General features: G+C 69.0%; 11 protein-coding genes. 5 read left to right on the forward strand and 6 right to left on the reverse strand.

Annotated elements, in window-relative coordinates:
• Positions 1-3: 3 nt before the first annotated feature.
• Both CFB24_RS09075 and CFB24_RS09080 read left to right on the forward strand, forming a co-directional pair.
• Complete coding sequence (locus CFB24_RS09075; RefSeq protein ID WP_088520280.1) at positions 4-5487, forward strand: GH36-type glycosyl hydrolase domain-containing protein; 5484 nt, start codon at positions 4-6, stop codon at positions 5485-5487.
• Positions 5488-5617: 130 nt separating this feature from the next.
• Entirely contained in the window at positions 5618-7975 is a 2358-nt protein-coding gene (locus CFB24_RS09080; RefSeq protein ID WP_141098402.1) for an MASE3 domain-containing protein, read from the forward strand.
• Positions 7976-8008: 33 nt separating this feature from the next.
• Here the strand turns inward: CFB24_RS09080 and CFB24_RS09085 are convergent, their stop codons facing one another.
• The 3 genes from CFB24_RS09085 to pqqA form a co-directional block, all read right to left on the reverse strand.
• On the reverse strand, positions 8009-8542 hold the full coding sequence (locus tag CFB24_RS09085) for a tetratricopeptide repeat protein (protein WP_088520282.1): 534 nt from the start codon (positions 8540-8542) through the stop codon (positions 8009-8011).
• A gap of 8 nt (positions 8543-8550) precedes the next feature.
• Entirely contained in the window at positions 8551-9129 is a 579-nt protein-coding gene (locus tag CFB24_RS09090; protein WP_088520283.1) for a tetratricopeptide repeat protein, read from the reverse strand.
• Positions 9130-9229: 100 nt separating this feature from the next.
• Positions 9230-9307: a pyrroloquinoline quinone precursor peptide PqqA gene (gene pqqA / locus CFB24_RS24065; protein ID WP_104469644.1), complete on the reverse strand. Its 78-nt coding sequence runs from the start codon at positions 9305-9307 to the stop codon at positions 9230-9232.
• A 222-nt stretch (positions 9308-9529) separates the two neighbouring features.
• On the opposite strand from pqqA, the gene CFB24_RS09100 reads away from it, so the two are divergent.
• A complete protein-coding gene (locus CFB24_RS09100) occupies positions 9530-10141 on the forward strand; it encodes a cytochrome b (RefSeq protein ID WP_088520285.1) in 612 nt (203 codons plus the stop codon).
• A gap of 19 nt (positions 10142-10160) precedes the next feature.
• On the opposite strand, the gene CFB24_RS09105 is transcribed toward CFB24_RS09100, so the two are convergent.
• Positions 10161-10610, reverse strand: coding sequence for an ExbD/TolR family protein (locus tag CFB24_RS09105; protein WP_088520286.1), 450 nt, complete (start codon positions 10608-10610; stop codon positions 10161-10163).
• 10 nt (positions 10611-10620) lie between these two features.
• Positions 10621-11214, reverse strand: a complete 594-nt coding sequence (locus tag CFB24_RS09110; protein WP_088520287.1) for a MotA/TolQ/ExbB proton channel family protein — start codon at positions 11212-11214, stop codon at positions 10621-10623.
• Positions 11215-11285: 71 nt separating this feature from the next.
• Between CFB24_RS09110 and CFB24_RS22510 the strand changes: the two genes are divergently transcribed.
• Complete coding sequence (locus tag CFB24_RS22510) at positions 11286-11624, forward strand: hypothetical protein (protein ID WP_141098403.1); 339 nt, start codon at positions 11286-11288, stop codon at positions 11622-11624.
• Positions 11625-11833: 209 nt separating this feature from the next.
• On the forward strand, positions 11834-12118 hold the full coding sequence (locus tag CFB24_RS09120; RefSeq protein WP_158255180.1) for a helix-turn-helix domain-containing protein: 285 nt from the start codon (positions 11834-11836) through the stop codon (positions 12116-12118).
• A gap of 118 nt (positions 12119-12236) precedes the next feature.
• On the opposite strand, the gene CFB24_RS09125 is transcribed toward CFB24_RS09120, so the two are convergent.
• On the reverse strand, positions 12237-12731 hold the full coding sequence (locus tag CFB24_RS09125; protein ID WP_088520290.1) for a hypothetical protein: 495 nt from the start codon (positions 12729-12731) through the stop codon (positions 12237-12239).
• Positions 12732-12787 lie beyond the last annotated feature (56 nt).

The raw sequence follows: 12787 nt of genomic DNA on the forward strand, positions 1-12787 counted from the left end.
GATATGGCGAAAGCACAACAGGCGAGCGTAGCAAGAGTTTCTCCTCCCGCGCTCGGCGCCTTGCGGGCCTTCAGCGCCTTCGCGCTGGTGTTCGCGCTCAGCCGCCTGCTGGAGGGCGGCGCCGAGAACGCCGGCGTCGCGGCCGCGCTCGGCGCCCTGGCGCTGCAGGGCTTCGCCATCGCCGTCACGGGCAAACGGGAGCGCCTCGGCCATCTCGGGCTCGACGGCCTCGCCCTGTTCGCCTTCGGCCTCGCCAGCGCGCCGCAGCTCAAAATCTGGGCGGCGCCGCAAACGCTGGCCGACCTGTTCCAGATGACGCCGATCGGCGCCGGCCTCGCCATCGTGCTCTATTTCGCCGTCGCCCTGCGCGGCCTTTCGCTGGAGGGCCGGCGTCCCGCCTTTGCCGTCAGCCTCGCGCTGCTGGCGCTGCCCTTCGTGTTCAACCTGCTGCTGGCGCTGGGTTCGCCGCTGTTCGACAGGGCGGCGGCGGCGCTGCCGCTTCCGGCGTCCGTCGCGCTGGCCGGCTTGCGCGGCGCGGCTTTGTTCGTCGTCAACGAGGCGTTTGTGCTCGGCGCCTGCCTCGCCATGGGCCGCCGCGCCTCGCGCGACCCGCGCCTGCACGCGCTGCTGCTCGTTGCGGCGGCCGGCGCGGCGGCGACGCCCATCCTGGCCGAATTCGGCACGACCGCGTTGGTGGCGCATCTTGTGACCCCGCTCGACATTGTCGCCGCCGCGCTGGCCGCGGCGCTCGCGCAGGCCGGGCTGTGGGGCGAGGTCTATCTCGTCACCTCCGTGCTCGGCGACATTCTGCATGGCGCGCCGCCGGTCGCGCCGCGGCTTGAGGCGACGCTGCGCTCCGGCGCGGCCAAGGGCGCGATGTTTGGCGGCGTGTTCATGGCGCTGCTGCTGACGGCGGCGGCGCTGGCGCAGGCGCCGCAGGCGTTCGGCGACGCGCTCAACGGGTTTTCGGGCGTCGCGGCCTGGCTGGCCGCCGCCGCGCTCGGCGCCGCGCTGTTCCCGATGGGCCGCGCGATTCTGGAATCGACCGACGCCACCCCGCCTTTCCCCAGGCGCCTGCTGGCCGCCTATCGCGCCGCGCCCAATTACGCCGCCGGCGCGGTGGCCGGCGCCGGCATGTTCTACGCTTTCTCTCAGGCCCTTCCGGCCGCCGGCGCCGCCGAGCGGTTCGGGCTGGGCTTCGCCATCGGCGCGGCGTCCTATGTCGCGGCGCTGCTCTACGCAGATCTCGCAGAAATCGGCGCCGGCCTGCGCGCCCGCCCGCGTCCCTGGCGTCCCTACGCGCTGGGCGTGCTGCTCGGCGGCGTGCTCGGCGGCGCCATCGGCTGGTATTTCGACCAGGGCCAGCTCGAGGTCGTGCTGGCGCATTTCCGCGAGCATGTGGCGATCAACAATCTCGCGGCGGGGCGCGCCGACACGCATTATGTGATCACCCCGTTCTTCTCCAAATGGGGTGCGACCGACCTCGGAATCGTCACCGGCGGCGTCAAGCTGTTCTATCTGGAATCGCTGTCCGGCGTGATCCAGTGGGTGTTCGCCGCGCCGCTGTTCAGCGTCAACCTGTTCTTGCTCACCGCGCTGCTGACGCGCAGCACGGCGCCAATCAAGCGGCTGTTCAGCATGGAAGGCCTGAGCGGCCTCGCCGACAATGCGGTGGTGGTGCTGCGCTGGGGCCTGTGGATGGCGCCGATCATCTACGCCTTCCTGAAGGTCGCGCCCGATCCGCAATGGTACAATCAGGACGGCCTCGTTCGCTCGGCGGTCGCCAGCGTGATGGCGGCGACGCTTCCCGACGGGCAATTCCGCGACTGGAGCCTCGCGATCTTCACCGCGCTGCTCACCTATGACTGGCTGCGCGTGCTGATCTGGTTCGATCACATGGGCCTGCGCGTCGCCACCCTGGTCAACCTGTCCTTCGTGGGCGGCGACATGGCCGACGGCGCCGCCGCGCGCTTCCTCGGCGCGCGCGGCAACGCCCGCGCCATTCCCGAAGCCATCCGCCGCTTCGGCACCTGGGCGCCGCTGCTGATTCCGTTCTACATCCCGCGCGGCGCCGAATGGGACAAGGCCTGGAGCGGCGCCGAAATCGCGGCGCGCGCGCCGATGCCGCCGCTGGTCGATCTCGCGCTCGGCTATGCGCTGGCCGCGCTCGGCGTTGCCGCCGCGCTCGGCCTGTTCCTGCTGATGCGGCCGAAGCCGCAGGCGTCGGGCGCCCGCGAGCAGATCGCCAATGGCCTGCTGACGCTGGAGTTCTACGGCAGCGGCGAAGGCCATTACCGCGTCGAGAGCGCGGCCCGGCGCGGCGCGCCTGTCGACATGACCCGCGCGCCCGACGATCCGATGCTGCCGCGCGGCGCCTTCTTCTATTTTCTTGAGCCCTCGAGCGGGACTCAGGACGCCTCAGGCGGAAACCTGTGGTCGCTGACCGCCGCGCCGACCCGCGTCGGCTTCGGCGCGCTGGAGGCGACGTCGCCGACCCTGGCGCAGGCGCGCGGCGAAATCTACGGCCTGCGCTGCGAAACCCGGATCGAAATGGTCGAGGGCGAGGCTTTGGCGCTCACCCGCTTAAAAATCGCCAACACCGGCGCGCTGCCGAGAAAATTCCGCATTTGCAGCTATCGCGACCTCGTGATGAACGAGGGCGGCGTGGAGCGCCGCGACGCCGCCTATAACGCCTTGCATGTCGGCACGACCTTTGTGCGCGGCCTCGGCGCGCTGCTGTTCCGCAACCGCCTGCTCAAGAACCAGACCGGCGATTTCGCCGCGAAACGGCTGTCGCGCGAGATCGCCTATCACGCGGTTCACGAGCGCAAGGGCGTGCGCCTCGTCGGCTACGAGGACGTGCGCGCGCGCTTCTTCGGCCTCGGCCAGCGCCGCGACCCCGACGCCTTGCTGCAAAACCTCGCGTTGCGCGATCCCGCCGACGAGGGCTTGCTGTATGGCTTCGATCCGTGCGCGGCGCTGATGGTCGAGGTGGACTTGCCCGCCGACGGCGTGACGGAAATCCTGTTCGCCGACGGCTGGGCCGAGGATGAACGCCTCGCCGCCCGCGCGCTGGCCAAGGCCTTCGCCGCCGACATCCCCGAAAATTTCGACGCCGCCTTCGCCCGCCGCCGCGTGCTGGCGCCGCCGATCACGCCGAAGGGCGAACGCTTCGCCTTCTCCGAGGACGGCCGCACGCTGACGACGCCGCCCGGCGCGCCGCGCCCCTATTCGCATGTGCTGGCCAATCCGGCCGGCTTCGGCGCCGTGGTCACCCATGACGGCGAAATCTTCTCGTTCTTCCGCAACGCCCGCGCTAACAGCGTGACGCCGTTCCGCATCGGCGAGGGCCGCAACGCCCCGCCGGCGCAGGCGATTCATGTGGTCGAGCGCGAGACCGGCGAGGTTTTCGGCGCGACCCTGCTGCCGTTGCGCCGCGCCGACACGCGCTATAACGTCGAATTCACCGTGGGCGCGGCGGTCTTCACCGCGCAAAATCCGCGCCTCGACCTGCGCCAGGAGGTGTTTGTCGCCCCCGACGACGCCGTGCAAATCCAGGTTTTGACCCTGACCAACCGCACCGACCGCCGCCAGTGCTATCGCGTGGCGCCGGTGGCGGAAATCGTGCTGGCGGAAACCCCGGCCGATGCGGTGGGCGCGCTGGAGACGCAGGTCGACGAGACCGGGCAGGCGGTGTATTTCCGCAATGGAAGCAACGGCTTCGTGCAGGACTGGGCATTCGCCGCCTTCTCGCTCGACGCTGACGACACCGAAACCTGCCGCGCCAAAATCCTGGGGCGCAAGAGCCGGGATCCGCGCGTGCCGTTCCTGGCCGAACATGGCCATGCCGACGGCGGCGCCGCCGACGACGGCCGTCGCGCCGCCGGGTTCGCCGGCTATGTCGAGGTCGCGCCCGGCGCCTCCGAGCGCGTCGCCTTCGTGCTGGGCGCGGCGCGCGAATTCGAGACGGCGCAGGCGCTGGCCCGCCGTGCAGCGACGCTCGCCTATGCCGACGAGAAGCGCGGGCTGCTCGACACGTTCTGGTCGAACCTGCTGTCCACGCTGCGGGTGAAAACCAACAATCCCAGCTTCGACCGGCTGGTCAACGACTGGCTGCCCTATCAGGCTCTTACCGCCCGTCTCTGGGGCCGCACCGGCCCGGCGCAGCGGTCGGGCGCCTTCGGCTATCGCGACCAGTTGCAGGACGTGCTGCCCTTCATCGCCCGCGCGCCGGAGATCGCGCGCCGGCAAATCCTGCTGCACGCCAGCCAGCAATTCGTCTGCGGCGACGTGCTGAAATGGTGGCATGAGGCGCCGGAAGGCGGCGTCGGCATCGGCGAGCGCAGCCATGCGTCCGATCCGCATCTGTGGCTGCCCTATGTCACGCTGCGTTATGTCGCCGTGACCGGCGATGCGGGAATCCTGCACGAAAAGGTCGGCTTCATCGAAGGCGCGCCGGTTCCGGCCGGGGTGGAGGGCCATGTCATCGCGCCGACGCCTTCGCCGGAAACGGCGAGCCTGCTGGAGCACTGCCGTCGCGCGATCGACCGCGCCCTGGCGCATTTCGGCGCCCATGGCCTGCCGCTGATGGGCGCGGGCGACTGGGACGACGGCATGAATCTCGTGGGCTTCCGCGGCAAGGGCGAAAGCGCGTGGATGGGCTTCTTCCTCTACGACAATCTGACCCGCTTCGCCGCGCTGCTGCGTTCGGAAAAACAGGAGAAACTGGCGGACCATTACGCCGCCCGCGCCGACGTGCTGCATTTCGCGCTCGACGCCTGCTGGCGCGGCGACCGCTATGTCCGCGCCTTCGCCGACGACGGCCAGGAGTTTTTGGCGCTCGGCGCCATGTCCTCGGCCTGGCCGGCTTTGTCGGGCGCGGCGCAGGGCGAGCGCGGCCGCAAGGCGCTCGAACATGCGCTGGAGGCGCTCGACAAGGGCGACCGCGTGCTGCTGGTGACGCCGCCCTATGACGAAACCTCCAAGCCGTTCCCGGGCCGAAGCGCGGACTACCCGCCGGGCGTGCGCGAGAATGGCGGGCAATACACCCATGGCGCGTCGTGGTTCGTCGACGCGCTGGCGCGGCTTGGCGAACGCGCCTCCGCCGAGGGCGACGCGAAGGAGGCCTCCCGCTATTTCACGCGCGCCGTGGAAGTGTGGATGTCCTTGTCGCCGCTGACAAAAACCTCGCCCGAGAAAATCGACCTTTACGGCCTGCCGCCGCACCAGCAGCCGGCGGACGTCTATGATGGGCCGGGCTACGAGGGCCGGGGCGGCTGGGCCTGGTACACCGGCGCGGCGTCGCGCATGATGTCGGCGGCCTATGCGGCGCTCGGGGTCAGCGTGGAGAACGGCGAGTTGAAGCTGCGCGCCGACGCCTGCGCCGACAAGGCGGGGCTAAGGCTGGAAAGCGTGACCTTCAAGGGCAAGACCGTGACGCGCTTCGCCAGCGAGGAAGCCATCAAGGCCGACGCGCTCACGTCCTGAGGGCGGCGGTTGGGGCCGCGCGGTTCTTGGACCGGGCGGCCGCTTCGCGATTGCGAGGCGCAGCCTGGGCGTCTGGAATTTCACCTTGAGGCGCCAGCGGCCGCGCCTCGTGAGATCGGAAAGGAGCCTCGTGTCCTCTGCGCCTCAAGACTCGTCGCCCCCGGCTTCTTCGCCTTTGGCCCGGTGGCCCTGGCTATCGCGTTTCGGCGAAGCGACCGCGACCCTGGGCGCCCTGAGCGCAGGGGAATGGCTGGCCCTGACGTTCGGAATCATCGGCGCGCATCTGACCGTCGGCTATAATTACCTTCTGTTTCACACCGGCGTCGAGTTCTTCACCGCCTGCGTCTGCTTCAACATCTTTCTGGTGCTGAGCAGCACGTCGGACATCAGCCGGAACAATTTTCTCACCATCGTCGGCGTCGCCTATGTGTTCGTCGGCGTGATCGACCTGCTGCACGCCCTCGCCTTCAAGGGCATGCCGATCTTCACCGACTACGACTATTATTCGCCGCAGCTGTGGATCGCGGCGCGCTATCTTGAATCCGGCGCGGTCGTGATCGGCCTGCTGGCGCTCACCGCCCGCCGCCATGTGAGCGCGGCGGCGGTGCTCGCGGCCTGCCTGCTCGCCACATGCGGCTTCCTGCTGGCGATTTTCTACACCCGGACGTTCCCGGTCTGCTTCATCCCCGGCAAGGGGCTCACCCCGTTCAAGATCGGCAGCGAATTCGTCATCATCGCGCTGGATTTTGTCGCGCTGGCGCTGCTGCATCGTCGCCGCGCCCTGTTCGAAGCCGACGTATTTCGCCTGCTGCGCATGTCGCTGGTCGCGGCGGCGGCGATGGAGCTGTGCTTCTGCTTCTACGACGCGCCCAATATGGACGACGCGCTGTCCGAGGCCGGCCATGTCATCAAGCTGTTCGCCTTTTATGTGCTGTACAAGGCCATCGTCGTCGGCAGCGTCCGCAATCCCCTCGTGCTGGTGGCGCAGGAGTTGCGCGACAGCGAGAAACGGCTCCGCTGCGCGATGGCGGCGGCGGGCCTGACCTATGTCGAGGTCGATCCCGTCCACGGCAAAGTCCGCCGCGCCGAGAATTTCGCCGAAGTGATCGGGTATCAGCCCAGAGCGGACGGCTCTGAGGAATGTATGGTCGAACTGCTGGCCCATGTGCCGCCGGAGGACCAGCCGCGCGTCGTGCAGGCCCAGACCTTGCGCCTGCCCGTCATCGAGGCCCGCGTGATCGGCGACGACGGCCAGGTCCGCTGGATTGAAAGCTCGGCCGCCATTCCGGAGGGCGAGGGCGCGCGGCGCGCCTTCGTCACCATTCTCGACGTCACGGCGCGGGTGCACGCGCGCGAGCAATTGCTCGCCGCCAAGAGCGAGGCCGAGCGCGCCGACAGGGCCAAGTCGAAATTCCTCGCCGCCGCCAGCCACGACCTTCGCCAGCCGGTGCAGGCGCTGATGCTCTATCTGGCGATGATGGGCCGGCACACGCGCGACCTGCCGCGGGCGGCGGAGACGGTCAAGCACATGCAGGCGGCGCTCGACAGCCTCTCCAACCTGCTCACCTCGATCCTCGACATTTCGCGCCTCGACGCCGGCGTGATCGCGCCGAACGCGGAGCCGGTCGATCTGGCCGGCATGATCGCCCGGCTGTCTGGGGAATATGCGGCCAAGGCCGCGCAGCGCGGCCTGAAATTTCGCGCCGTCGCGCCGACGCTGGCGGTGCGCGCCGACGCCATCCTGCTGGAGCGCGCCTTGCGCAACCTGATCGAGAACGCGCTGCGCTATACGCCTGAAGGCGGCGTGCTGCTCGGCGCCCGCCGTCGCGGCGCGCGCGTCCGCATCGACGTGATCGACTCCGGCGTGGGCGTCGCGCCCGGCCGGACCGAGGATATTTTTCAGGAATTCGTTCAGCTCGACAATCCCGGCCGCGACATGAACAAGGGGCTGGGGCTCGGCCTCGCCATCGTGGCGCGGGTGGCGCGGCTGATGGACGGCGCGGTCGAACTCGTCTCCGCGCCGGGGCGGGGCTCGCGGTTCTCGCTGACTCTGCCGGCCTGCGCCCCGCCCGCCGCGCCGGCGGCGCCGCAGCCGGAGCCGCGCCGGCCGGGCCAGGGCCGCGTGCTGATCGTCGAGGACAATTCCATCGTGCGCGAAGGCCTGGAGCGCATGTTGCAGGAATGGGGCTACCAGACGGCGACGGCGGAAAACGGCGAGGCGGCGCTGGCGCTGGTCGAGGCGGAAGGCCCGTTCGCCCTGCGCCTGCTGGACTACAGCCTGGGGCAGGGCATCAGCGGACTGTCGGCGGCGCAGCGGCTGGCGCAGGTGAGGCCCGCGCCGACCATCATTCTCACCGGCGACACCGCGCGGGAGCGCATCGCGGAAATCGCCGCGAGCGGTTTCGCCATGCTGCACAAGCCCGTGACCTCGCAACAGCTGCGGGCGGCGCTGGAAGGGCTGTTGCACCGCGACGCGGGCGAGGCGTGACGGCGTTTCTCTCCCCGTCGCGCAGGCCGAGCGTCAGAATTGCGGCTGGCGATAGCGGGCGCGGTCGGCGCCGGGCGTGACCGAGTCCGGGTCGTAGCCATGCGCGACCAGCTCCCGGGCGGTGACGTCGCCGCCCGCCGCCGCGCGGTCGATCATGGCGCGGCCCAGCTTTTCGTCGCGCCCGACGCCATGGCCGCGCAACAGATCCAGCCCATAATTGAAGGCGCCGAGCGATGAGCCCCGGTCGGCCAGCCTCTTGTCCCAGTCCGCCGCCGCGATCGGGTTGGCGGGGCGCTCGAACCCGTTTTCTTCCATATAGGACATCCAGGGCATGGCGTTGTCATTGCCTTCGTTGGCGCAGCGCTCGAAGATCTTGCGCGCCTCCTCGTGCTGGCCGGTCTTGTCCATGAACACGCCATAGGCGCACAGATGCGGGTCGAGTTTCTCGGCCCCGGCCTTGCCGACATAATAGTCCACGCTGAGCTGGTTCGGGTTGAGTTCGCCCGCCTCATCGGCGCGCGCGGCGCCGGCGAGCAGGGACAGCATTAGGACGCAAGCGATACGCATGGCGACTCTCAGAACTGAGGTTGACGATAATGGGCGAGATCGGCGGTCGGGGTGACCGAGGCCGGGTCGTAATCATGCGCGGCGAGGTCGCGCGCGGTGGGCTCGCCGGCCGCCGCCGCCCGGTCCACCAGCGCCTTGCCGAGCGCGGGGTCGCGCGGAACGCCATGGCCGCGCAGCACGTCGAGGCCATAGTTCAGTTGCCCCAGCGCCGAGCCGGTTTCCGCCAGCTTGCGGTCCCACTCGGCCGCCGCCGCGGGGTCCGGCGGCCGGTCGTAGCCATTCTCCTCGGTCCAGGCCGCCCAGGGCATGGCGTAGGGATTGCCGTGCTGGGCGCAGCGTTCGAAAATCTTCCGCGCCGGCTCATGCCAGCCCATTTTGGCGATGGGGTAGCCATACATGCACATGCCCGGATCGAAGCGGCCGTCCTCGGCGCGCGCCGCCCAATATTGCACGGTCAGCTCTTCCGGATTGAGCACGCCCTGTTCGTCCGCCACGGTTTCGCCGACCGGCGCCGCCAGCGCGGGCGCAAGCGCCGCAGGCAGGGCGAGCCAGCACGCGGCGGCCGCGAAAGCCTCCTTCAGTCCCATGCGTTCCTCCCAATGTTTTTTTTTGACACTCTGCCATAAAACAAACGCCCGGTCCCTTCTTTCGAAGGGCCGGGCGGCGCCTGGAGGAATGGCGAAAAACTCAGATTTCGGCCGACATATAGCTGGTGACTTCCATGCCGACGCACACTTCGCAAGCTTCCGGAACGGTCCACGTCATCGTCAAACTCCCGATATTTTTGTTCGGCCAGGGCTTTTCCACTCTGGTCCTTCTTGCTTATAGGCGCCCGCGCCGCAAAAGGGGTCATGCGCGCGGGAGAAATTTGTAAGATTTCTGTCAGCTCGCCCCGCTCGACTCGCCGAATGCGGGGCGCGGCGGAACCCGCCGGCGGGGCGCCGCGTCTTGCCAGCGTCTTGGAGTCGCCGACAGAGGGGGCGAGACATGGACGCGGCATCTTCCGAACCGACGCATAAAGCGGCGCAGCCCCAGGCGGGAGCGCGCTACGCCACCATGGCGCAGGCGTTGCACTGGCTGACGGCGGCGCTGGTGTTCGCCACGCTGGCGCTGGCCTGGGTGATGTACAACATGCCCGACAACGCGCCGACGCGCGGCTTGCTGTTCACCCTGCACAAGTCGTTCGGCATCACCATTTTCGCGCTTGTGGTGGCGCGCCTGGTCTGGCGCGCGCGCCACGGCGTTCCGGACCTCAAGGCGCCCGCGTGGATGCGAGCCGCCGCCGCCGCCTCGCATGGGCTGCTCTACCTCACGCTGCTCGCGCTGCCGCTGTCCGGCTACATTATGTCGGCGGCGACCGGACGGCCGATTTCCTTCTTCGGCGTCCTGGATCTGCCGGGGTTCGCGGAAAAGACGGAGTCGACCATGGACGCGGCCTTCCTCGCACATGTCGGCTTCCTGCAATGGGCGCTCTACGCCCTGCTGCTGCTGCATGTCGGCGCCGCGATCTGGCATGAGGCCGTGCGCCGCGACGGCGCGCTCGAACGGATGCTGCCCGCGCAACGCGACGGCGCGCCCACAATGCCGCCCAAATCCTGACGCGCGTCGGAGGCGAAGCCTATTTCGGCGCCGGTTCGACCGGCTTGCGCGCATTGTCGGTGACGATGGCGAGATGGGTCACGCCATTATGGGCGAGGTCGTCCATGACCGCGACGATCTGGCCGAACGCCGCGTCCTTGTCGCCGCGAATATGCACGAGATGGCCGAGGTCGTCGCCGAGCTTCAGCTTCACCCGCGCGACCAGATCGGCGCGCTCGACCTGTTCCGCGCCAAGCGCGATGTGGCCGTCGCGGTCGATCGCCACCACCACCGGCTCCTTGGGGTCGAGCGGCTTGGCCGCCCTGGATTGCGGCAGATCGACCTTGACGCCGGTGGCGAGCAGCGGCGCCGTGACCATAAAAATGATCAGCAGCACCAGCATGACGTCCACCAGCGGCGTCACGTTGATTTCGGCCTGCGGGCGGAAAAAGCCCGGCCTTCCGTTCTGGTGTTGGGGCGCGCCGGCCATGGTCGCCTCCTCAGCGGCAGAGTTCGGCGGCGCGGTCGGCGGCGCGATGCACCAGCTTCTGCCCCACCGTCGAAAAGGCGGCGCCGAGCCGGTTATAGGCGATGGAGGCGGGGATGGCGGCGGCCAGCCCGTAAGCGGTGGCGGCGAGCGCCTCCGCTATGCCCGGCGCCACCACGGCGAGCGAGGTGTCGTGGGCGGCGGCGATGCCGACGAAGCTCGCCATAATGCCCCAGACCGTGCCGAACAGGCCGATGAAGGGCGAAACGGAGGAAATCACCGCCAGATTGGACAGTCCGCCCTCCGCCTTCATCAGCAGCTCGACATGGGCGCGGGTGAGTTTTTCCGTCGTGCGGGCGCGGCGCTCCGAAACGGTCTCCCCGGCGATCTGGATCCGCGCTTCCTCGGCGCCCAGCGCGTCGGCCGGCGCCAGCAGCGGCGAGCGCGGGTCGCGCAAAGCCCGCGACAGCCGCGACAGACCGAACAAAGCCTCGACGATCAGCACCCAGCACCAGACCGAGGCGAGGCCGAGCACCACCATCACCGATTTGCCGACAAGACCCGCCTGAAGGAACAGGGCCAGGGGAGAAAGAGAGAGCGAGTCCATCAGGAGTCAGGTTCCGATCTGTTGCGCGCGACCGCGCGGACGGAAGTCTTATCGCCGGATCGCGCGCCGCCGTGAAGGGGAAATACGCGGCCAACGCCATTGCGCCGGCCGCGGGGACCAACCAAATCTTCAGGAAAAACGGCGTTGCAACCGCAGGGTTGGTGTCACGGCCCGCCGGGCGTTTGTACGAGGGGGGCACCATGTCAGAACAGCTTCGCGCGGCGATTGAACGCGCTTTCATCGATTTATATTACGCGGCCGCCGAATTGAAACTGGCCGAACCGGATTTGGACGGCGCCCCGGCGGCGACCGAGCATGTCAAACTGGCGATCCGCGCGCTGCTCGGAGGCCTGAGGTCCAGTCGCGCGGAAGATACCGGCGCGCCGCCAAACGGGTCCATGCCGAACTGACGCCGGAGGATCAATTCAAGTGGCTTGAGCATGACTTGAGTCACTTCCGGGATCTCCCGTCCGTAAACTAAACGTTACGGGAGATGGCGACGCGCTCCAGCCCGCCGAATCTGCAACGGGGTCTTTCGAGCCTGAGACGTCCCAAGACCAGCGTCGGCTGTTTGGGAACACGCTCGCTGCTACGGCTCCAAACCGGAGTGGCGCGCGCCATGGCGAATCCAGTCGACGCTTATGTCGGAAAGCGCATTGCTTTGCGGCGGAAGTGGCTGGGGCTGTCCGTCGCCGAAGCCGCGGCGGCGATCGCAACCGATTTTGCCACATTCGAGCGTTACGAAGCCGGCGCGGAGCGGGTCAGCGCGGTCCGGTTGCGGGCCTTGTGCGAGGCGTTCGACGTGCGCCCGACTTTCTTCTTTTGCGACGAATCGACTCCCGACGCCCATGCCCAGGTGTTGGCGCAGCTGCAATGCGTGCGGCTGCGTCGCAACCTGCAATAAGACGTCGGCGTCACCCTGGCGCGGGCATAATCCGCAACAGCGGGCGCGGTTTTCGGAAAAATATGCGCCAAAACAAAAAGCTGAGGCGTGTTCGGCGAACGGACGCTCATCGCGCGCGCTAGAAGCGGGGCGGCGGCGCCTGCCGCCCGCCGCCTTCGCCCGGCGCGACGGCGCGGGGCTTTCCCCCGCCCCGGTCGAGTTCGGGCGGCTTGGGAATTTCGATCGGCCCGAAGGCCGGCGCGGGCCGCGCCAACGGCGGGGCGGCGGGCGCAAGCTCCGGCAGGATGGGCGAGGCGGGCGCCGGCTTCAGGTTCGACGGCACGGCGGGAACCGACGATTCGCCCGCGGGCAGTTCGGTGTGCGGCGTCAGGTCGGGGATCGGCTCCAGCGCGGGCAGGGACAGCGGCGTCTGTTGCGCCGACAGCAGGCGCGCCTGCTGCGTCAGCCACAAGCCCAGGGCGGCGGCGGCCAGCGCCGCCAGCAGCATGAAGGGAATCCGAAACCTTAACCAGGCGCGCCGCGCGAAAGCGGGAATTTTCGCGCGCAACCACGCGCGCGCCTCGATGTGATAAGCGAGCCAGCTTTCGTGATGCAGAGGATGTCTGGCGCCCATGGCGCGGGCCTCCGGGTCTTCCCGTCAGATGGGAAGGCGGCGGCGCGCAGCCAAGC

It is taken from the genome of Rhodoblastus acidophilus (assembly GCF_900187365.1).
Taxonomy (GTDB): Bacteria; Pseudomonadota; Alphaproteobacteria; order Rhizobiales; family Beijerinckiaceae; genus Rhodoblastus; species Rhodoblastus acidophilus.